The sequence below is a fragment of the Aquimarina sp. TRL1 genome (assembly GCF_013365535.1).
Lineage (GTDB): Bacteria > Bacteroidota > Bacteroidia > Flavobacteriales > Flavobacteriaceae > Aquimarina > Aquimarina hainanensis.
This window is the reverse complement of record NZ_CP053590.1, coordinates 2788979-2811676: the sequence shown is the minus strand read 5'-3', so window position 1 is coordinate 2811676 and position 22698 is coordinate 2788979. Positions and strand designations below refer to the sequence as shown.

15 protein-coding genes are annotated in these 22698 nt (G+C 34.9%); 4 read left to right on the top strand and 11 right to left on the bottom strand.

Going from position 1 to position 22698, the window contains the following annotated elements:
- Positions 1-65: 65 nt before the first annotated feature.
- The 8 genes from HN014_RS11335 to HN014_RS11300 form a co-directional block, all read right to left on the bottom strand.
- Positions 66-1283 (bottom strand): FtsX-like permease family protein, encoded by a 1218-nt coding sequence (locus HN014_RS11335; protein ID WP_176028987.1) that lies wholly within the window; start codon positions 1281-1283, stop codon positions 66-68.
- Positions 1284-1366: 83 nt separating this feature from the next.
- Positions 1367-2584 (bottom strand): FtsX-like permease family protein, encoded by a 1218-nt coding sequence (locus HN014_RS11330; protein WP_176028986.1) that lies wholly within the window; start codon positions 2582-2584, stop codon positions 1367-1369.
- Positions 2585-2630: 46 nt separating this feature from the next.
- Positions 2631-3401, bottom strand: coding sequence for an outer membrane lipoprotein-sorting protein (locus tag HN014_RS11325; protein ID WP_176028985.1), 771 nt, complete (start codon positions 3399-3401; stop codon positions 2631-2633).
- A gap of 362 nt (positions 3402-3763) precedes the next feature.
- On the bottom strand, positions 3764-4042 hold the full coding sequence (locus tag HN014_RS11320; protein ID WP_176028984.1) for a hypothetical protein: 279 nt from the start codon (positions 4040-4042) through the stop codon (positions 3764-3766).
- 62 nt (positions 4043-4104) lie between these two features.
- Positions 4105-5106 carry a 3-oxoacyl-ACP synthase III family protein gene (locus tag HN014_RS11315; RefSeq protein ID WP_176028983.1) on the bottom strand — a complete coding sequence of 334 codons (1002 nt, stop codon included), beginning with the start codon at positions 5104-5106 and terminating at the stop codon, positions 4105-4107.
- 43 nt (positions 5107-5149) lie between these two features.
- Positions 5150-6166, bottom strand: coding sequence for a 3-oxoacyl-ACP synthase III family protein (locus HN014_RS11310; protein ID WP_176028982.1), 1017 nt, complete (start codon positions 6164-6166; stop codon positions 5150-5152).
- Positions 6167-6168: 2 nt separating this feature from the next.
- Positions 6169-7014, bottom strand: a complete 846-nt coding sequence (locus HN014_RS11305; protein ID WP_176028981.1) for a 3-hydroxyacyl-CoA dehydrogenase family protein — start codon at positions 7012-7014, stop codon at positions 6169-6171.
- Positions 7015-7644: 630 nt separating this feature from the next.
- Positions 7645-8565 carry an ROK family protein gene (locus tag HN014_RS11300; protein WP_176028980.1) on the bottom strand — a complete coding sequence of 307 codons (921 nt, stop codon included), beginning with the start codon at positions 8563-8565 and terminating at the stop codon, positions 7645-7647.
- A 480-nt stretch (positions 8566-9045) separates the two neighbouring features.
- Between HN014_RS11300 and HN014_RS11295 the strand changes: the two genes are divergently transcribed.
- A complete protein-coding gene (locus tag HN014_RS11295; protein ID WP_176028979.1) occupies positions 9046-9507 on the top strand; it encodes an Lrp/AsnC family transcriptional regulator in 462 nt (153 codons plus the stop codon).
- Between the two features lie 233 nt (positions 9508-9740).
- On the opposite strand, the gene HN014_RS11290 is transcribed toward HN014_RS11295, so the two are convergent.
- Both HN014_RS11290 and HN014_RS11285 read right to left on the bottom strand, forming a co-directional pair.
- Complete coding sequence (locus HN014_RS11290) at positions 9741-12812, bottom strand: basic secretory protein-like protein (RefSeq protein ID WP_176028978.1); 3072 nt, start codon at positions 12810-12812, stop codon at positions 9741-9743.
- A gap of 422 nt (positions 12813-13234) precedes the next feature.
- Positions 13235-16624: an Ig-like domain-containing protein gene (locus tag HN014_RS11285; RefSeq protein ID WP_176028977.1), complete on the bottom strand. Its 3390-nt coding sequence runs from the start codon at positions 16622-16624 to the stop codon at positions 13235-13237.
- 347 nt (positions 16625-16971) lie between these two features.
- Here HN014_RS11285 and HN014_RS11280 point away from each other — a divergent pair, with 347 nt between their 5' ends.
- Together HN014_RS11280 and HN014_RS11275 are read left to right on the top strand one after the other, a co-directional pair.
- Positions 16972-17601: a DUF4494 domain-containing protein gene (locus HN014_RS11280; RefSeq protein WP_176028976.1), complete on the top strand. Its 630-nt coding sequence runs from the start codon at positions 16972-16974 to the stop codon at positions 17599-17601.
- A gap of 295 nt (positions 17602-17896) precedes the next feature.
- Complete coding sequence (locus HN014_RS11275; RefSeq protein ID WP_176028975.1) at positions 17897-19060, top strand: PepSY domain-containing protein; 1164 nt, start codon at positions 17897-17899, stop codon at positions 19058-19060.
- Between the two features lie 11 nt (positions 19061-19071).
- Here HN014_RS11275 and HN014_RS11270 read toward each other — a convergent pair whose 3' ends face one another.
- On the bottom strand, positions 19072-20082 hold the full coding sequence (locus HN014_RS11270) for an AraC family transcriptional regulator (RefSeq protein WP_176028974.1): 1011 nt from the start codon (positions 20080-20082) through the stop codon (positions 19072-19074).
- A gap of 240 nt (positions 20083-20322) precedes the next feature.
- Here HN014_RS11270 and HN014_RS11265 point away from each other — a divergent pair, with 240 nt between their 5' ends.
- A complete protein-coding gene (locus HN014_RS11265; RefSeq protein WP_176028973.1) occupies positions 20323-22698 on the top strand; it encodes a TonB-dependent receptor in 2376 nt (791 codons plus the stop codon).

Here is a 22698-nt window from a genome sequence, read left to right as displayed (position 1 = left end):
TGGCTTATTTCATGTAATAATCCTTTCTGCTCCTTTATTCAATTACATGTATCCTAATCGTTTCCTCAATCTACTCTTAATGCTTCGGAAGGATTCAGTTTAATAGCTTTTCTAGCTGGATAGATGGAGGCTATAATTCCCGTGATCACTACCAGAAGAGCAACCTTCAACACTTCCATTAACTGAATTTCCGGATAGATGATCGTATCAAATCCTGTTGCTTGTAAACCTTCTGTCCATACTGATAAGTCAATCCCTGTTTTATGGGTAATGGTTATCAATATTACTGCTAATACAATCCCTATGCTTCCTCCTACTATTGCCAGATATACTGTTTCCACGACGATCATTAAGAATATTTTTAATTTATTCATTCCTATTGCCATGATCATTCCCAGTTCTTTTATTCGTTCTAATATGACCATCAACATGGTATTTATAATTCCAAAACCAAGTGCCAGTAAAATAATTCCTACAAAAACATATGTCATTACATTCATATTCTCGTTAATCATTTTTATTTCGGGAATCAATGTTGTCCAGGGAGCCACTTCTAACTGAGGGAATTTGTTCTGTAACTGTTGTACCACCTTATTCTCTATATTATTCTTATTGAGCAAAATGGCTATTTCGTGTGTTATTTCTCCTTCTGCTTTAATCACTTTTTTCATATCTTTTGCTAAAGCATACACTTTTAACTCATCATTAGCCGTATTTGATGTTTTATATATTCCTGCAATTCTAAAAGCCGCTTTGGTGAGTGTTCCATCCAATTCTGAAATGGTCAGTACAATCTTAGAGCGAAGCTTTACATTTAATTTTTTGGCTAATTTCTGCCCAATTACGACTGGGTTTCTTTTAATCCCTTCAAAATACTTCCCTGCTACGATTTTAGTATGCAGATCTGTAACTTTTTGTTCTTCTTCAGGGGTAACTCCTATCAGTTGAATTCCTGATTTTGACTCTGCCGAAGCAATCATTGCATTGCTAATTAATCTTGCTGACACTCCCTGTACTTCTTTTTCTTCCAGGATCTCATCTCTTACCTTCTGAGCAGAGGGAATAAAACGATGTACATCATTTGTTCTCATATATTCTCGTTGGTGAATCTGAATATGAGACACCTCCGTTTTAATCACATTATCTATTCTTTGATTCACCCATCCGTATAAAAACGCAATGATAAACACACCTGCAAATATGCCTAGTGCAATTGCAGAAATAATCACCAGACTTCTGGTTTTACTTCGCCAAATATTTCGCCATGATATTGACCAAATCATAATTTATTAAGTTTTGTTAGCTAGGGTTAAAGGACATCCTTAATTGCCTTTTTACTGGATAATACGACTACCAAAAGGGATACTTAACTCCTCAGGGCTTCTGTTATTTTTAATTTTCTGACTTTCAGAATCGGATAAAGAGAAATCATCAATGTAATCAGAAACACGATAAAAATTTGATTCATAAAAACAGACGGAGTCGTTCCGAAGAAAAAATATGGTTCGAATCCATATTGAGCATAGGTTTCTGCTAGCTCAGGAGGTAACTTAATAGGGTTCTTTCTAAAAAGAAATATAACAGGAACACTTACTAAAAACCCTGCAACAACTCCTATAATTCCTATAAGGATGGTTTCATAAAACAAAATTGTGTATAATCGCATGCGTTGCATTCCGATAGAAATCATTACTCCCAATTCTCTTTTTCGCTCTGCTACCATCATAATAATTGTTCCAAAAATTCCGAAACCAATAACGATATACAACACTCCGATCATTACTAACCCTCCGGATTTATCACTCTCAATAAACTGGACAATTTCCGGGTTTATTTCTTTCCAATCCAACACATTATACTGATTATCGGATAAGTCTTTTATTTGTTGAACTGTAGAGGGAACACTATTATAATCATCTACCATAATCATAATAGATGAGATTTTATCTTCGGCAGAAAAAAACTGTTGCGCTAATTTTAAATCGACAAAAGCTCCCAGGTTATTCATCTGTGGGGTCGAAAATGTGATAATTCCTTTTACAGGGTATTTTGCTGCAGCAGAAACCCCATGATACCCCTGGCTGATCAGCACTACAGTATCTTTTACTCCAACCTTCAGATTTTTTGCTGTGTTTTTGGTCAATAAGATTCCTGTATCTCCTTTTTCTAAAAATGTTCCTTCTGATACCCAATGCTGTATGTTAGAGGTCTCTTTATCTTTTGATGGCTCTATCCCTATCACCGCCCCACCTCGGGTATTGGCTTCTGATGAGAATAAGGCAAATGATTCTAGTCGTTTGGTAATTGTTTTTACTGTTTTAACCTCTTCTATTGAAGATATAAAAGTATCCGTTGGAGAGAAAATAGTATTAATCGACTTTTTTTCATGAAATTTTGGATGTTGAACCTGAATATAACCTGATGATAGTTTGACCGACATCTTGATCATATTACTATAGGTTCCATCCTGTAGAGAACTCATAACCGTAGACAATACGACCCCGAAAAAGATAGAAGCTACCGTAATTATAGTTCTTCTTTTATTCCTCCAAAGGTTTTTCCATGCCATGGATAATTCATTCATAACTTTAATTGATTTTTTTATAGTTTCCCTATTTCTATACAGGAGTTTATTTTCTTAATCGTTTCATTTGTTGCTGAGAGAAAAACCCACTCTTTATAGGTATATTAAATTCGATCTCATTAGTTATCAAAATTGTTTTTTGATTGTCTTTTTCTGCCGGAATGATTTCTATTCGTGTCGGTAATTTTCTTCCTCCAATATCTTTAATCTCTTTCCCATATTCTGTCTTAACCAAGATATCATCTTCATCATAATATGTTGATTTCAGCATTAGATATTCTTCATCCTTACTAATCCACTTAACGACCTTACCCCATACAATAGCAGCGTCTTCTTTGGGTTTCATTTCGATAACCCAACAAGGAATTTCATCAATTGTCTCTTCTTTTATAATCGTATGTACAAAATCAGTGACCATGGAAGATTCTTTTAAGATGTCATCATTCGTATAGTCTGATCCCATCCAACCATCACCCATCATTGATGGAGGCAGTTTAATCATCCTTCCAATGGACGGCATCCAGTTCCACATCTCTTTTTCTCTTTTTAGAAATGTTTGCCCTGCCTCTTTTGCCGGTTTAGTGATCAATGTCATAGAATAGGCATCTCCTAATGTCCAAACTTTAAAAACAATGGTCCGTTTCCACTCAGGTCGTACAATGGTCATTGTCATTTGTCCCCGGCTGGATTTCTCCCCATTCCATTTTTGATCTGCTTTCTTTATTATTTCTGTAGCATCCTGTGCTGTTGAAGCTGTCGAAAAAAGACATAATACTACTGGTATGGCGATCCATATGATCGTTTTTATTTGTTTCATGTGTTTATACAATTGTTTTAGAAGTCACATAGAACTCGCCAAATCAACTATCACGGGACAAGCCCACAAGATACTCAAAGGCAACTACTATAAAATATTGCTTCACAAATGTCGAAGCGTTTAAATCTTATTTAGTAAGTAATCATGTTTGATGTTCTTATTTTTTCATGACTCGCTTCACTGTGTAAAAAAATTAGTTAAGAAGTTACAGCAATGTTGCTATTTTAGGAATCAAAAAGATACTATTGAATTCCTTTTACGTGTGAATTTTTATAAAGAAAGGGGAATAATTAGCTGAGCGATAAACTTCATAGAAAGCACCTATACTCCTATGGATAATAATATTACATACAAGACCTCAATCAACTTACAGCGTTTTCTGCTAGAGGGTGCTCTAATTCGAATTTCTCTACTCCAATCAACTCTACAAAGCTGAGAATTGTAGTTAAACCATCGATTTGTTCTGCCATTAGTTGAACATCAAAATGTTCATCTGCTAACGTAATTAAAAACAGTTTTGACATAGAATCATACTTACTTAATGATTCTAATTCTGTATCTAATTGTACATTTTCATCTTTAGCCAGTTCCAGGTCATCTTTGATAATTTCAATAAACCGATCAATTGTCATTGCTTTCATTTATGTGTGTTTTATAATTAGTGTTTTTTTGTAAAAGTGTGATGGGGATATTTTATAACAGACTATATCTCTACTACAGTCATTGCCCAGGAAAGTCCAACTCCAAAACCTACAAGCATGACTTTATCTCCTGCTTTTATTTTCTTACTGTTCAGACAATCCTGTATTGCGATAGGTATGGTACATGAAACTGTATTCCCTGTATTTTCTAGGTTGATATAAAATTTACTTTCGGGAATCTTTGTTTTTTTTCTCAGATATTCCAGAATATATTTATTTGCCTGATGAAAAATAACAAAGTCTATATCTTCCAGCGTAATGTTATTTTTGGACAAACATTGGGAAACTGCCTGCGGGATATTCTTAATTGTAAAATTAAAAATATCAGGTCCATTCATCATCAGGTGGTTTCTGGAAGTAATATTTCCAGACTTGTCGATCACTTCTTCTGCTGCAAATTCCGTACAATTCCTCATGGCTCCATTATGCACTATTAGCTTATCTTTTCCTCCTCCATCTGTTCCCAGAACAAAATCCATAATCTGTTCTTTATCTGAGGAAGATATGATGGTCGCAGTAGCACCATCACCAAATATAGAGCGATTTCCTCTATCCCTTTTGTGCAAATACTTAGAATAGGTTTCTGCGGTAACTAGTAATACATTCGAAGCTATATTTCCTTTGATCAATCCTTTTGCCATGGCTAATCCGTACACAAAACCGGAGCATCCCAAATTATAATCCAACGCACCAATATCTTTTTTTAGCTGTAATCTATCCTGAAGAATACAGGCGGAGGTAGGTAAAAAATAATCAGGACTTTGCGTACATAAAATCACAAAATCTATGGCTTCTTTATCAAAGTTACTCAACACATTCTCCGAAGCCTTGACTGCCAGATCTAAAGCTGTTTCATTCTGAGCACTGATATGCCTTTTCTTTATTCCTAATTTGGATTCTGTTTTATCTATATCCAGTTCCGGGAATTCTTTTTGTAATTCTTCATTGCTAAGGGTTGCTGTTGGTAAGTAATAAGCTAATTGGGATATTTTCGATGCTACCATAATGATCTATTAACGTTTGTACATTTGTTTTTAATAAAAAAGACTAATTGATAAAGTCTTCTTTACTACACCAATTCACAATGGCTGATCCCCAGGAAAAACCTGCCCCAAATGAAGCTAAGGCAATGGTATCATTTTCTTTTATTTTTTCTTGAGCTACTGCATCTGCTAATGCAATAATTACTGAGCCCGCTCCTGTATTAGCATAGTATTCTAAGTTGGTAAACACCTTATCCATTCCTAATCGCAATGTTTTCATTCCGTGTTTAATCATATTGATATTAGCCTGATGAGGTATTACTAAATCCAGCTTATCAACTTCTATATTTGCCTTGGCAGAAGCTTCTTTAACGATTTTAGGAAAAATAGTAGTTCCAAAATTCCAAACTTCTCGATTGTCCATTCTAATTCTATGGCGGTTTTCTTTGATAAGGTGTTCTGAATAGGTATGTAATGATCCTCCTTCCATCACTACCTTATCTGCTCCCCATTCACTATCTGCTCCCAGTACAGAAGACAAAATTCCTTTTCCTGGCTTGCAGGGTTTTAATATAGCGGCTCCAACCCCATCCCCAAAAAACATGGAAATATTTCGGTCGGACCAATCCAGTAGTTTGGAGTACACCTCTCCAGAAACAACCAAAACAGTATCATACATCCCGGATGTCACAAATTGTTGTCCTATTACCAAGGCATATACAGTCCCTGGACACCCTCCTACATTTACATCAAAGGTAGCTGCATTTTTTGCTTTCAGCTTTTTCTGCAATATATTGGCTGTTGCCGGAATTCTTTTATCCTGGTTCACGGCACAAACAATAATTAAATCAATATCGTCTACTGATATTTCTGCCTTTTCTATCGCTTCATTAGATGCATGATATGCCAGATCTGACAAACATTCATCTTCTGCTACGACTCTTCTTTCTTTGATACCTATTTTATCTTCTATCCAAGAAGAAGAAGTTGCCATATGTTTTTTCAAATCGTCATTACTAACTCTTTGTTCCGGAAAATAAAATCCAGTTCCTGCAATTCCAACGTTTCTAAGTGTTTTCATCTTTATTTATTATAGTCGTAAAAACCTTTTCCTGTTTTTCTTCCCAAATGACCTGACTCTACCATTGTACGCAATAAAGGGTTTGCTCTGTATTTAGGATCTTTAAAATTTTCGAATAAACTGTCTAATGTATACAGTGCAGTATCCAGTCCTACTAAATCTGCCAGTTTTAAAGGACCAACCGGAAGGTTCATTCCTAACTTAGCAATTTCATCGATTGCTTCTGCTTCTGCTACTCCCTGCATATAAATAAAAGAAGCTTCATTCACCAAAGTAGATACTAATCTACTGGCTACAAATCCGGGAAAATCCTTTACCACTACCGGTACCTTATTGATTTGTTTATTAATAGCTATACAGGTATCCAATGTTTCTTTAGAAGTCTCTAACCCCTTTACAATCTCTACTAAGTCCATTACCTGAACCGGAGACATATAATGTAACCCTATTACCTTTTCTGGTCTTTTGGTTTTTTTTGCCATTTTCCCGATAGGAATACTGGAAGTATTTGTAGCAAAAATTGTTTCGGGAGGACACAGGTTTTCCAAAGTATCAAAAAGCGCTACTTTCTCTGCTACATTTTCACTTATATTTTCTATGATTAACTGACAGTCTGCAATCGCAGACAAATCAGTGGTAGAAGTAATCTGTTTCTTTATAGTTGTGTATTGCTCTTCTTCTAATCGTCCTTTTTTTATTTCATGTCGAAAATGATCTTCTAATCGAGTGTCATTATCTCTTCTTTTAACCGCGACTACTTCAAATCCATTTTCTGCATACGAATGAATAATTCCCCTCCCCATTAATCCATGTCCAATAACTCCTATTTTTTCTTTTTGTTGACTCATTTCTGTATGTTTAATTATTTGATTTCTATTAATAAGAATGTACGTTTCTATTCTAAATGCAATTAAATGCTACACCTTAATGAAAAACCAACGATTTTTTATTGTGAAGAACCTGAGTTTGTAAACTGATTATGAACCCGATGAACGTATCGACATCTTCTTATTGATCAAAATAGAACTGATCGCTATTTGATTACTTAATTTAGAAAAGGGGGATTCATAGCATCTGATACAATCCTTAGGAAAATATTGATGTTTATTGATTGTTCACTTATGAGCAAAGCTTCGCTTCTTTAACTCACAATGTTGTCTTTTTTAGAAATTGACGTGATGAATTAATTTTTATATAGTCGACTGCTTAAGATTGTATCGACATCTAAATGCCTGAATATAGCGGCAGTCAAATATAGGTAATTTGCTATTTATGATAGATACACAAAAACCCTACAATAATTACAATAAAACAGTAAAACCAAAACAACAAACTGTTTTACAAGCGCTTACACCTCAAATAATTAACTGTTTTGTAATAAAATTTACATTTTTTTAACCTTATATAAGGATAAAAAAATGGGATTTATACCTTTTAAAGTATAGAATCCCATCTGATTTTTTTATGGAAAAGAAGGTTTAGAAACTCAATCCTTTATAAAAAATATCATTTACCAAGCGAGCACTCCCTAATAAAATTGCATCTTCCTGCAATTCACTTCTATGTAATTCTGTGTAGCACTTTCGCTTTTCTAATTCTTTTTTAAGTATAGGATAGAAAAAATTCCATGCATTTGCAATGTTCCCTCCTATAACAAGTGCACTTGCTTCATATGTGAGCAACCACGGTGCTAAAAACTGCGCCAGATTTTCTGAGAATTCTTTAAAAATTGTTGCTGTAATTAGTTTCTTATCTTCTGCTTCTGTGAGTTCTTTTACTCCTGCAATAGTTTCTCCGGTAAGTTCTGCATATTTCTTGACAAACCAACGGGTAGAGAAATAATCATCTGCAATACCTGCCTTAAACGGCACGTGATATAATTCTCCATCTTTAGGAATATCTTCTCCTGATTGAATCGGAAGCCCGTGAAAAAGAAAAGAAGCTCCAAATCCAGTCCCTAAGGTAATTGCCAGTCCTCTTTTTATATTTTTCAGTTTACCTTTCCATACTTCTCCAATTCCAAAACAGGCTGCATCATTATAAAATCGCATTAATGTATCATCGGATAATTCTAACCTTCTCACTAATATCTCTTTGATATTCATACAAAACAATGCATCGTATTTCTGCTCCATTCTAAAAGCAAAAATACCGTTGTAATAATCAAAAGGTCCAGGTATTGCAATTCCTATTCCTTCCAATGCTCCCGGGGGTATTCCTTTTTTGGCTTCTTTTATAGCATATACCCACCTATCAATAATATCGTCTGCTGTCCCCTGACTATCAACCGGTACACTTACTAATTGAGATTTTATTATTTCTTTTTTATCTATATCAATACAAGCTACTGTAATATGACTTCCTCCTATATCTACACCTAATATCATGTTATTATTCACTATCTGTTTTTACACTCAATTTGATCCAACAAAAAGACAAGTACGTAAAAACTTTTCTTTTTCTGAATTTTTCTCTTTAAAAAAACAAATTGTTTTTTTCTAATCGGATAACACACTCACTTTTAACGTAAATTATTATCTAATTTAATCCTTCAAATTTATACTATTTATTCTCCTTACAATCATCAAATCTAAAGAACAGTTTTTATTCTTTTCAAAAGTTATTTTTCTTATGTTTTTTCCTTTTTAAATCATAAAAAAACAACAAAAACAGTAATATTTACGATCTTCTGCATATTTATTTCAAAATAATGACTCATAAACTAAAAATCTTATATATTACTTTCTAAATTATGAACAGGTAGCTTATTACTAAGCAGTCATGAAATATAAAGAGTGATTATTTAGAACTATTCCCTACTGTTCAAAAGCACATTGCAGAGAAAGAATAAAAAGTGAAGAAAAAGAGTTTTTATTGCTATGGAACTATTAGACAACACAGACAAGACCATTCTTAGAATACTTCAAAGAGATTCTAAAAAAACCGCTAAGGAAATCGCTAACCTGTTAAACCTTACAGTATCCCCTATCTATGAACGTATCAAAAGGTTAGAAAAAAGAGGGTATATTGAAAAATATGTTGCCATCGTCAATAAGAATCTTATCGATTTACCTATTACTGCCTTTTGCCAGGTATCTTTGCAATCACACCATGAATCTTTTATTGACAAGTTTGAAAATCAAATTCTTAATCTAAAAGAAGTACAGGAATGTTACCACATGGCTGGGCAGGTAGACTTTTTATTAAAAATAAATATGAGAAGTCTGGAAGAGTATCATGAGTTTGTAAGAACGAAACTTTCTAAAATTGAAAATATTGGAATTCTCAATACTACTTTTTCTTTAAAAGTCATTAAACAAACTTCCGAATTGTACCTATAATATCTATACTTTATCCGAATAAAATAAAGAGCGTAGCTTCTTCTGCTACGCCCTTTTTTTGAACCCTATTAAATCATATCGTACTCTGACCAAGAACCGCGAGAAGAAAGAATACTTTTTTGAGTAATCCAAAACCAAAGATCATTTATTAAATCATCTGTTGTGTTCTAAAATTGTTATGCACTCTTTCTTATATCTCGCAGTAACTTCACATCAAAATAATCGATATCAATTTATTGTTTCACAAAACGTCCTTTATAGACTACGCTACCGTTATACCTAACCATCATAAAGTACATTTTGCTATCTATTCTTTGTACATCTAATTCATTTCCTTTGGTAACTGTTTTCAGGATCATTCTTCCCTGAATATCGTATACCTCTAATTGAACTGCCTTATTCTTAAGCTGTAATGATCTCTGAATATAGATTTTATCTCTAACCGGATTTGGATAAGTCGAAATTTCGATAGCTTCCTCCAGGTTCTTTTGGTTACTACGCAAACTTGTTTCCTTACCGAATAATTCTATCTCTGATAGCTGAAGAATGTTTCCACTGTTATTTGTTAATGTCAATCTATAATACGAGTACACACCAGCATCTTGTACTGTAAATGTTCTTTTCTCTCTTCTATTAGGGAAGTCCTGATTATTTCTCTCATCTAATACTACCCATGATCTTCCGTTATTAGAACCTTGCAACACCCAGTCTTTTGGATCTCTGGAAGGTGCATCATTCCCAGAAGTAATCGTATAAGATACTAGTTTATATGATTTTTTAGCCTTGTACTGTACCCATGCTTTGTTATGGAATGTCAGATATTTTGTAGTTGACTGATCATCAATCAGATTCTCTATTCCTTCTCTGGAAGGTGAATCCGAATACTCTCCTGATACAGTTCCTCCGTCATTGGTTATATCAACTTCTCCTCCAGGGTCTCCTCCTCCTCCATCAGAACAATCTAATACCCAAGGATAATCTCCATCATAATCTAGTTTTCCATTACTATTAATAAAATTCTTATACTCATTCCATACCTGCTCTACTCCTTTTCCTAATATGCTCTTGAATGAAGCATCAAATGACCATGATTTTCCTAAATCTTTTGCTGCCTTATTAAACTTATAGATAAAGTTTTTGTCATATTTCTGAGTTACATATTGCAAAAAGAAACCTGTAGTAGTATATCCTCCTAGCCATCTTTTTCCATTATTCACATCAGGTTGTCTGGTTTGATGATATCCTGCATAGATTCTAACCCCATCAGCTATTCCTTCTGTATATGCCCAGAATGGAGAAGAACCGTCATATGTTCCTCCTGCCTCTGGGGAATTGTTATATCCATGTGTTACTTCATGGTATAAAATCCCATCAATTTCATCCTTAATCACCTGAGGGTCATTCCCTGAATCTCTATAAATTTTTGTTAAATGTCTCGTACTTACCACAATTCCAATTGCATCTCCATCTCCATATTTATACGCTACAAAATCTCCATCTTTAATCTCAAAAGTTAATTGTCTGAACTTAGGAGCTTCTGATGACCTTCTGTACAGAATCTGAGCAACTTCTAAGCATTTTTGCTGCATATGTCTTTTTGCATCCGGAATCACCTGATGAAACACTTGAGATCCTGTCGAACTTCCATCTGAATCTTTAAAGATTATTGTTGGAGTTAGGAAATCATTCCCCCACTCACAGGTGTCAGTTCCTCTTCTAGTCACAGTAATATATCCTCTTTTTACAGCTGAATCTGACCCTGCGCTATTTGTTACTTTTAGTTGTACATCATATCTTCCTTCTCTATCATATCGAACTACAGGATTTTTAGCTGTACTTGTGGAAGGATTACCTCCTGTAAATGTCCATTCGTATTGCTGTGCTCCCGTAGAAGTATTAGAAAAAGTTATCTGGTTTCCTTCTGTGATCGTTTGCTGGTTCGCCGTAAATGAAGCTACAGGTGCATCTACAACAATATCTGAGTCTTTACCAAACAACTCTACTTCTGATAATTGCAAAATATTTCCGCTATTATTCGTAAGCGTTAAGCGGTAACTTTTAAATGTTCCTGCATTCTGTATAGTGAATGTTCTTTTTTGTCTTCTATTAGGGAAATCCTGATTATTTCTCTGATCAATTACTGTCCAGTTTGATCCATTGACAGATCCTTCTAATGTCCAGCTTTTAGGGTCTCTATTTGGAGCGTCATTCCCAGAAGTAATAGTATACGAAGATAATTTATAGGTTTTTGTCGCTTCATATTTCACCCATCCTTTATTATTAAAAGTAAGGTATTTAGTATTTATATTATCATCAATTAATTGGTTTATTCCTTCTCCGTTTGGAGAATCGTTATGTTGACTTGTTACAACTCCACCATCATTCGTAATATCTACATCATCAGTAGGGTTTCCTCCTCCTCCAGAGCAATCAAGAACCCATGGATAATCTCCATCATAATCCAACTTATTATTACTATTAATGTAGTTTTTGTATTCATTCCATACCTGTTCTACTCCTTTTCCTAATATGCTCTTGAATGAAGCATCAAATGACCAGGATTTCCCTAAATCTTTTGCCGCTTCATTGAATTTATACAAAAAGTTTTTGTCGTATTTCTGAGACACATAGTGCAAAAAGAAACCTGTAGTAGTATATCCTCCCAGCCATTTTCTCCCGTTATTCGGATCAGGAGTTCTGGTTTGATGAAAACCAGCATGTATTCTTACAGCATCTGCGATTCCTTCCGTATATGCCCAAAATGGAGAAGATCCGTCATAGGTTCCTCCTGCTTCTGGAGAATGATTGTATCCATGTGTTACTTCATGATACAATATCCCATCAATTTCGTCTTTAATAATCTGTCCATTATTCCCTGAATCCTGGTAGATTTTAGTAAGGTGTTCTGAACTCACTACAATTGTCAGTTCATTATCTCCTTTTAATAAATATGCAACAAAACTGTTTCCTTGTCCATCTTTTTTCTGGATATTAAATCCTAGTTTTCTGAATCTGGGAGCTTCTTGTGATCTTCTATACAGCACTCTGGCTACTTCCAGACACTTTTGCTGCATATACTGTTCTGGATTAGAAATCATTTGATGGAAAACTCTCGATCCAACGGAGCCTCTGTCTGTATCTTTGAAATCGACAGTTGGAGTCAGAAAACTATTTCCCCATTCACATGGTTGCACATTAATTGAATTTGTTCTTGTTTGATGGTCTCCGGAGGGTAGTTCTTTACCGGAAACCAAAATCGTGGCTATCATACTTAATCCAAGTATGACCTTTGTCTTGGTTTTCATGTTGAGTCTGTGTTATGTTTCTTATTTCTAAGAGACTATTAGTTACCAGTAAAATTACCCATTGAAAAGCAAAAAATTCAATTTTTAAGCAAATTCAGTGAATATTTTTGCCAATACTTCAATAAAAAGTTTTTTTTACTTCGAAATCCTAAAAAGAAAGTCTTTATCCTTTTTTTTTATTAGCCGTTATCCCAGACACTCTTATACTTTCATCCTAAAATTTTACAAAAAAACCTTAAAAAACTACAAAAAAACACTTAATTATTACAATATGTTACCACAAAACCCCATAAAACCTTTCAAATGTTACCATACAACTATCGTATTCTTATCCCAATATAAAAGCCCGATTTATTCTGCTGAATAAACCGGGCTTTGGCTATGCTTAATACCCTACATATTAACTATAGCAATACACTATTTTATCGCTTTACAATTTTACCTCTTACTTTCTCTTTACCTTTAGTAATAGTAAAGAAGTAGAGCCCTTCTTGTAAAGTACTTATATTAAATGTTTTTGTGTTGCTGCCTTTTTCAACTACAGTATTCTTGAAATCCAGTACTTTAATTCCATTAGCATTAAAGATTTCTAATTTAAAATCTGCGTATTTCTGTTCTGACTTCATAGTCACCTGAATTGTTTCTCCTACTACAGGATTAGGGAACACACTGATTTCACTATTATCCAAGAATATTCTGCTAGTACAAGTTCCCGTTTTAGTCCACGCTTGTTGCCAATACGCTCCTTCTCCTGGTGCATATGCCCATGCCGCTGAAGAAGAACACCATCCAGGGATATTACACTTAAACTTTTGCCCAGCATTCTTCACCTCTTCATTTCTAATATAAGAGGTTCCTGCTACATATTGAGGAATGTTAGGACATCCTCCTCCTCCAACGACTTTTACTATAATCTCAACTGACTGTGAAGATCCTGAAGCACCTTTATCATCAGTCGCTGTCGCTGTCAAGGTATAAGTCCCTGCTGCTGCATTCGTAATCGTAGTAGTATATGGAGCTGTAGTACTTTCACCTATTTTAGTTCCATTACTAAAGAACTCTACCTTAGCAATCGTACCATCTGAATCTTTTGCTGTTACATCAACAACAATAGGGGCTCCTTGATCAAAAGTAGCTCCATTCGCTGGGGACATAATCTTAGCTGTAGGTGGAGTATTAGAACCTCCTCCTTCAACAGTGATACTTACTGCAGAAGACATTCCAGTTCCTCCTTCATTATCCGTTGCTTTAACAGTTAACGAGTAACTTCCTGCGGCAGCATTTTGCCATACATATTCATATGGAGCAGTGGTGTCTTCTCCCAGCTTGGTATTTCCTGAATAAAATGCCACTTTAGTTACTGTTCCATCACTATCACTAGCAGTTGCCTGAATTGTAATAGCTGTTCCTGCCTGGAATGTACTGTTATTAGCCGGAGAAGTGATACTCGTTATAGGAGATGAGTTATTAGACCCTCCACAGTCTCCTACTTTAGTCCATGCTTGTTGCCAATACGCTCCTTTTCCTGGCTCATATGCCCATGCTGCATTTGAAGAACACCATCCTGGGACATCACATTTGAATTTTTGACTTGCATTTTTTACTTCTTGGTTCTTAGTATAAGAAGTTCCTGCTACGTACTGTGGGATATTAGCACAATCTCCTCCTCCTACAGTTTTCACAGTAATTGCTACAGCTTCAGACGTAGCCATAGCCCCTTTATCATCAGTTGCTTTTGCGGTTAAAGAGTATGTCCCTACAGCAGCATTTGTAATTGTATAACTATGAGGGCTTGCTGTACTTTCTCCTAATTTCGTTCCATTACTAAAGAACTCAACTTTTGCTATAGAACCATCAATATCTGCTGCTAATGCAGTTACTTCTATGGAAGCTCCTGCATCAAATGTAGCATTATTTGCTGGAGAAGTGATACTCACCGTTGGTGGTTCATTAGGTGTACCATCGCTTACTGTAATAGAAACAGGGAGTGAGTTTTTTGTTGCATTCTCATTGTCTGTTGCTTTTGCTGTCAATGTATAATTTCCTAATGGTACATTTTGCCATGCATATTCATATGGAGCAGTGGTATCTTCTCCTAGTTTCATTGTTCCGTTATAGAACTCTACCTTAGTAACGGCACCATCAGGATCAGATGCATTTGCCTTAATCGTAATTGTTGTTCCCGGAGCTACTGTCGTATTATCAGCCGGTGCTGTAATATCAACCACAGGAGGACGGTTTCCTCCACCACCTCCATTGGCAAATACTTCATTCATTTTATTAATCAATGGGGATTTTACATTTGACCATCTCTTTAGTTTTCTACCAAAAGAAGTCGCTGTTCCACTGATTTCCAAATCTCCATACACAGTCCATACAATTACTCCTCCTAAGTTATTATCATTTATAAACTGTGCTTTTATTCCTACTGACTCTTCATCATCATAACTCAAGAAGAAATTTCCTTTTACTAAATAAGGAACTTTTGCTTCATCATCCCACTTTCTTGTCCATCCGCTATTCGCTCCCAACGCTTTTTGTTTGATAAAGAAATGATTGGGTGTTCCATCATATACTTCTTTAGGCCAGTTCGTATAATCTGCTGCGGTTTCTATAGGCCCGTCTGGTTGGATATTTTCTGATCTTTTTACTGTTTTCACATTCAGATCTGCCGGACCATCTGTTATTACTCCTCTTCCGTAAAACGGAGCTCCGAAACATATTTTATTGCTTGGTACCCCATGCTCTTGGAGCTTTTGTAATGTTGACTGCCAGTTAAAAAATGGAACTTCTGCTCCGGTATATGGGTAAACTGGTGCATTATGTCCTGCAATATTAGACCATCCTCCATTAAAGTCATAAGTCATCATATTAAAGTAGTCCATATCTCTTACCAGATTAGCCCAATTAAATCCATCTAATTTTCTTGGATCCGCAGACATCGCAGAAGTAATCAATTTATCTGGTCCAATCGCTGCACGGATATCTTTTACTAATGATTCGAAGTTTGCAAAATCCGCATCAGTTCCAGTAAAGTTCATTCCTGGATAAGGTCCTGGGTATTCCCAGTCTAGATCAATTCCGTCAAATCCAATAGCGATTAATCTTTTACAATCATCGATAAATTTTGCTTTTTTTACAGGGTCAGCAGCCATTTCCGGAAAATGTTTACACATACTCCATCCTCCAATAGAAGCCATCACTTTTACTCCTTTCTGGTGTGCCATATCTAATAGACCTGCAACACCGTTTTCTTTTTTTAGCGGTAAAGGAAGACCTCCACTTAATCCCCATGTAGGATGAGTCCAGCGACTACTACCTACTTCTACCTGGAATCCTTGTGCTTCCGCTCTTCTTTTTATATCCGCGTTCACATAATTTACATATTCCAATTCTCCAAAAAGAATATGTAAATCCCAGCTACTATATAAATCTGTATAGAACAGATCTTTTGGCTCCTGAGAAACCCCTTGCTGGTAGATCTTTTTGTTTCTGTGATCTCCACTGTGTAGAGAACCGTCTCTTGCTACTCCAAAAAATGAAAAATTCAAAATAGTATATTTCGAATAATCAATATTAAGGTGTGTAAGTGCTCCTGCAGAAGGAACTCCTGCTTTGCTGTTTTTCCATGCATCCCAATTGGTAATATATCCTATTACCTGCTTTTGATGATTTGCCGTTGTCGCACTTCCTCCGGTATTTACCTGAGCATAGGTTAGCCCCGATAAACACAGAAAAAATAAAAATGCAGTAATCTTTAGAGACATTGTCCTTATCCTCCAAAAATTTGATTTTAATTTCGTTTTTTTCATAATTACATTAGTTAAATTAAAATGTTTGTGTGTAATAATTCGTAGAAAAAAATTAGAAAGAATAAATAACCCCAAAAAATTAATTAGCTAAACAACTTAAAACCAACTGTTTTTGGAAGTAAAACAGAACTAAAGTGCATTTTTCCTCTTTTTTTGTTTTTTTAACACTTTTTCTTTTCAAAATTACAGGAAGAAACCACCTCCTTTTTTGTACATACATCCACTCTCAAAAAACCATTTTACTCTTGTCAAAACATCCCTTTTTCTAAAATTGTGAATATCTATTATAACAGGTATCTCCTGAAGGTCTCATTAACATCTATATTTGCTCTCCTAAAAAAAGGAATATGAATACTACCTGGTACGAATGTAAAGTCAAGTATAGAAAAGTTGACGAGTCTGGTTCTCATAAAATGGTAACAGAACCTTATTTAGTTGATGCATTATCTTATACGGAAGCTGAAACTAGAATTAATGAGGAAATGTCTGCCTATATTAGTGAAGAATTCAAAATTACAAATATAAAAATAGCCAACTTTGCAGAAATTCATCCTTTCGAGAATTCTGACCGCTGGTTCAAATCAAAAGTATCTCTTATTACATTTGATGAAGAAAGTGGTAAAGAAAGAAAGTCAAATATGTATCTTTTGGTACAGGCTAATGACATAAAAGAAGCGTTTGACAATACTACTCGTATGATGAAAGATTCGATGAGTGATTATACAATCCCAGCAATAGCTGAATCTCCGATCATGGATGTTTTTCCCTATTTTACTGGAGAAGAAGATCAATTAGAAAAGTTCAAATCGATAAAAGCTTCCATGCATTCAGAAGAAGAAATTCCTCCATCAATTCCACCTACTCCGGATACTGATACTCTTGAAAGTAAAGTACCGGATTTCAGTCCGGAAGAAACAGAAGTTCTCTCTGTAAATGAAACTGATTCAACAGATAGTTCTGAGAATAATATATTCTGAGCTAATAATTTCTATATATACTCAAGGTTGCTTTTTTGGCAACCTTTTTTTTGCAATCCCCTTATGTCTTATAACAAGAAAGCAGCGCTGTATTGTTTTCTCTTATTATTTTATGCACGCTTCTACCCACTTATCTCTTTTGCGTAGTAAAAACTTCTAATCACGTTATAGGCTTTTTAGTGGATAACAATAATTTCGCACTCCATGCCTACTAATGCATATTATCTATACCTCAACACAGAGGTTATTCATACTATTTCATTAGTCGGCAGCTACTTTATACCCAATAACATTGATGAAAAAGAGTTACAAAAAAGGAGACGCAAAAAGATTGATCAGATTTATACACGAATGGATGGGATTAACCTCTGGTTTAATCGTATTTATCGTATCTTTTTCCGGAACATTATTTGTTTTTGCCGATGAGTTTGTCTCATTATGTGCAGGAGATGCTAAGTATGTAACTGTCGACCCCTCAAAAGAAAAACTTCCCGTAGCAACATTAATAGATAAATTTAAAGAACAACAACCCAGGCGAGGAATTTTTTATGTAGACACGTATACTGATTCTGATCGTAGCTTCCGAATTGCCTCGGAAAAAAACATGAAAGATTTCACATATACTTATATGGATCCTTATTCTGGGGAAATTCTAAAAAACTCAAGATCCTATTGGTTTTTCTTTTTCATCGCTGCCCGAATCCATGCCCAAATTTTAATGTATAAGGTTGGACAAACAATCGTTGGTATTGCCACTATTATTTTTTTACTGGAATTAATTAGTGGTCTTATCTTATGGTTTCCTAAACGATGGAACAAAAAAGCGAGAAAAGCTTCTTTTACCATCAAACAAAACACCAATTGGAAACGCAGAGTATATGATCTTCATAAAATCCTTGGGTTTTATGCTTTACTCCCTGCACTTCTAATAACAGTAACTGGATTAATCATGGCATATAAAGTACTGACTGGCATTACTCAAAACAGTTTTGGGGGGGCTGCTGATGGAGAGGCTTTGATAGAAGCCCACCTACCCAAACCCGATCCGACAAGAAAAATGCTTTCTATAGATGAGGTCATCTCTAAAACACAGTTATCAAACCCTGAAACTAAGCAGATAAGAATTGGATTCCCGCATGAAGCAATTGACCCTTATTATCTAACTGTAGTAGGTGAAACAATCGGATTAAAATCATGGATTAAAGGAGATTTCTTTTTTACGAATCGGTATACCGGGGATCGCGTAGTACTTCCTGCTTCCTTAGATAATTATACAAAAATTAACCAAACTGTATTTGACCTGCATGTAGGACATTGGTGGGGATTATTCGGAAAAATTATCACATTTATCATAGGAATTATCTGTTCCAGTCTTCCTGTAACCGGCTTTATTTTATGGTTGAGAAAGAAGAAAAAGGAGCGTGAAAAAAGAAGGACCAAAAAAGTGCGGATTGCATAAGTAATCGTATTCTAAACCTTTTGTTTTAGTGAATATTCTTTTTTCAAATTACTTGGTAAATAGTTAAACTTCTTTTTAAATGCAGTAGTAAAGTGTTGTGGGTTTTTATATCCCACAGCATAAGCTACCTCAGAAACCGTAAGTTCTTCTTCGATAAGCATTTTTTTTGCCTTTTCCATACGTATACTAGTAAGGTATGAAAAAATAGGTTCCTTAAAAACCAACTTAAAATTTGTTTTCAGTTTATGTTGATTAATCCCTGATAGTTTGGATAACTCCAGTATGGTTGGTGGATTCTGAATATTCTCCCTAATTAACCGCTCTGCTTTTAATATTTCTTCATGCTCGTGTTTTTTTAGCACCACACACTTCTCTTCTTTTTTCTCATCTTTCAATTGTGTGAACAGAAAACTAAAAATCTCAATTATTTTAGACTCCAGGTAGACTTGTTTAATTTCTTTTTCATAAGAGCAATTGATGATATCATTTATAATCAACGACAAGTGAGAAGGAATTTCCCTGCTTTCGGGGAACATCGCAAAAGGTATTTTTTTCTCTAAGGCTGCTCCAAAATCAGTACTTACTTCTTTAAAATTGTTTTTAAATATTTTCTTTACATACTGTTCTGTAAAAATAATTTCTAATGACTTTCTTTTACGGATTGGATACCTCAATGTCCCTTTTACTTCTGGAAGATAGAAAAAATTATATTGCCCTCCTTTTATAATAATCGGAATACTTTTGGTATTATCAGGAATATACTCACTATGCCCTTCTATTTCAAAATGAATTTTAAGAAACGGAAAATCATGCATCACCTGCATAATCAGAGGAGGTTTAATAAGGACATTCCCAATATCAATCTTAACCCCATCCAGCATAATTTCATGATTCTCTCCCTGAAAAAAATCAACATCCACTTCGATTACCTTTTCTTCAATTTCATTTGTTCTTAACCCTTCTCTTTCTTTCCTTATTAATTTCTTCCCTTGATACTGCTCAAATTTAAACGTTGATTCCATGATACTTTTTTCTTCTTTATCGCCCCTAAAAACACCAGTTTCCATACTGTATTCCAACACAATAAAACACCACCCTTTTATGTTTTATTCAGTCTAAATTATAATTGCAAAAATACAATAAAAAAAGGGGAAATTAGTTTTACTCTCCATTCTTTTGCGGCATTAAAACTTCTATTTGCGTAGGTACAGGGTGAAGAATCTACAATACTTTTGCTCATTATTTAAACTAAATAAAAATAAATGTACCCGCGTTATTTTGTACTTATCTTTTTGTTTTTGATAAGTCCCCCACTATTAAGTCAGTCTGCTCTTTCAGGAAAAATAACTGATAAACACGGACAACTATTACCTGGAGCATCCGTATTAATCAAAGGAACAACCATTGGAGCTATTAGTGATATCAATGGTTATTTTGAACTTTCTAAAACTCCTTTGGGCAATTATCAACTAGAGGTAAGCATGCTCGGTTTTAAAAAAGAAATAGTTACTGTTTTTCTTCAGAAAGGAAAACCTCTTTTTCTTAGTATTTCCTTATCAGAGACAAGTCAAAACTTAGATGAAATCGTTCTTCAAAGCAAGTCAAAAGTACAGCGAAAACGAGAAGAGCCTATTAAGATCGAAGTAATTGATGTAAAGAAGATACAAGCTCAATCCATCAGTCTCCCTCAAATCATGAATCAAACTTCTGGAGTTAAAGTACGACAAAATGGAGGTATTGGAAGTGGAACTTCTATCAATATTAATGGATTACAGGGGAATGCCATTCGTTTTTTCAAAGATGGAATCCCATTGGATTATCTTGGAAGAGCATTTGATTTGAGCATGGTTCCCATTGATCAATTAACCAATATAGAGATATACAAAGGGGTGCTACCTGTGGATTTAGGAGCTGATGCCTTGGGTGGTGCTGTTAACTTTATTTCTCAAAACAATCACAAAAACCATTTGGACCTTTCTTACGGAGTCGCTTCTTTTAATACACACCAAGTCAATCTAAACGGATATTTGACAATTCCTAATTCTAAATTTTTTGCTGCTGCTACTTCATATTTTATCACATCAGATAATAACTACACCATAAATGTGGATATCCCTGATGCCGACACTGGTGTTCTCAAATCAACTGAGGCTGAACGATTTCACGATGGTATATACAGTTTGTTCCTGGAAACAAAAATAGGTACGCGAGCTACTAAAATCGCCGATTTATTTGAAATTGGATTTTCCAGATTTGACATGCAAAAAGAGTTACAAAATAATATTCGGCTTACGATCCCTTATGGAGAAGCAATATATGAAGAAGATGCATCTATTTTTACAATCAGGTATCAAAAACAGTTCGACAAACTACATCTGGATTTTTTTACTGCCTATAGCGATCGAAATACTCTATTCGATGACACTCCCACATACAGATATAACTGGTTAGGAGAACCACTTCCTATTCCTGATAATGACAATGGAGGAGAGACCAATCAAAATGCTAAATCATATAGGAGACTTAACTTCGATAACTGGACTATTCGTGCCAATGCTAACTACCAACTCCATGAAAACCATCAATTAAACTTTAATCATAATTATATCTATGAAAAAAGAGTTGGCTCTGATCCATTGGCAGAAACTTTTGGAAGAGATGTAGATGTCTTAACGTTTCCTGCAAAATACACACGGAACATTACAGGTATTGGGGTTACCTCTTCTTTTTTAGGTAACAAAATCGACAATGTTTTTTCCGTAAAAAGATATGGGGTTATCACTAGTTCTATCTCTTCGGTTTATGATTATTATGGTGAAGTTCCAGAATTTTCCGATGATAGTTATGGTATAAGTAATTCCATGAAATACAACATTAACAAGCACCGGTACCTGCGAATATCATATGAGCGAGCTACCCGAATCCCAGAGTCTGAAGAGTATTTTGGAGATGCTATATTTATTTCTGGAAATTACAACCTGCAACCTGAGACGAGTCATAATATCAATCTCGGATTTTACTCTAATATCACTAAAAAACAAAACCTCTGGTTAGATATTAATACATTCTATAGAGCTATCGAAAACAATATTTTCCTGCGCCCCTTCAGTCTATTATATTCTCGCTATCAAAATACAGATGATGCCAGAATACTTGGGGGAGAGTTTATGCTAAAAGGGAGCTTGGTTAAAAACATTCGGTTTAATCTAGCCGTAACCTATCAGGATATACGACGAAAAAACACGGATATTAACTCCCGATTACTCGAAGATTCCAGACAACCCAATATTCCATACTTTTTTGGAAATATCGGACTTCGTTATCACCCTAAAAAATTGATCGGAAAAGGAAACTGGCAATTTTACGGCAATTATAATTACGTAGAAAAATACTTACTAAATGCGGTTTCCAAAGAGCAAGAACCCCCTCTATTTGGTGATGTTAATGGCATCACCGGAGTAAATATAATTCCAACTCAAAATCTAATAGATATAGGAATTACCTATAAAGTTTCTGGTACCCCACTCTGGGTTAACGCAGAGATCAACAATATCCTGGATGCCGAAGCCTTTGATGGATTTAGAGTCCAAAAACCTGGAATTAATTATCGTTTAAAAATCAAGTATTCAATTAATTAA

Bases quoted from the DNA above. Each gene is read 5' to 3' on its own strand.
- HN014_RS11335 (WP_176028987.1), bottom strand. From the start codon at position 1,283: ATGATTTGGTCAATATCATGGCGAAATATTTGGCGAAGTAAAACCAGA.
- HN014_RS11330 (WP_176028986.1), bottom strand. From the start codon at position 2,584: ATGAATGAATTATCCATGGCATGGAAAAACCTTTGGAGGAATAAAAGA.
- HN014_RS11325 (WP_176028985.1), bottom strand. From the start codon at position 3,401: ATGAAACAAATAAAAACGATCATATGGATCGCCATACCAGTAGTATTA.
- HN014_RS11320 (WP_176028984.1), bottom strand. From the start codon at position 4,042: ATGAAAGCAATGACAATTGATCGGTTTATTGAAATTATCAAAGATGAC.
- HN014_RS11315 (WP_176028983.1), bottom strand. From the start codon at position 5,106: ATGGTAGCATCGAAAATATCCCAATTAGCTTATTACTTACCAACAGCA.
- HN014_RS11310 (WP_176028982.1), bottom strand. From the start codon at position 6,166: ATGAAAACACTTAGAAACGTTGGAATTGCAGGAACTGGATTTTATTTT.
- HN014_RS11305 (WP_176028981.1), bottom strand. From the start codon at position 7,014: ATGAGTCAACAAAAAGAAAAAATAGGAGTTATTGGACATGGATTAATG.
- HN014_RS11295 (WP_176028979.1), top strand. From the start codon at position 9,046: ATGGAACTATTAGACAACACAGACAAGACCATTCTTAGAATACTTCAA.
- HN014_RS11290 (WP_176028978.1), bottom strand. From the start codon at position 12,812: ATGAAAACCAAGACAAAGGTCATACTTGGATTAAGTATGATAGCCACG.
- HN014_RS11285 (WP_176028977.1), bottom strand. From the start codon at position 16,624: ATGAAAAAAACGAAATTAAAATCAAATTTTTGGAGGATAAGGACAATG.
- HN014_RS11280 (WP_176028976.1), top strand. From the start codon at position 16,972: ATGAATACTACCTGGTACGAATGTAAAGTCAAGTATAGAAAAGTTGAC.
- HN014_RS11275 (WP_176028975.1), top strand. From the start codon at position 17,897: ATGAAAAAGAGTTACAAAAAAGGAGACGCAAAAAGATTGATCAGATTT.
- HN014_RS11270 (WP_176028974.1), bottom strand. From the start codon at position 20,082: ATGGAATCAACGTTTAAATTTGAGCAGTATCAAGGGAAGAAATTAATA.
- HN014_RS11265 (WP_176028973.1), top strand. From the start codon at position 20,323: ATGTACCCGCGTTATTTTGTACTTATCTTTTTGTTTTTGATAAGTCCC.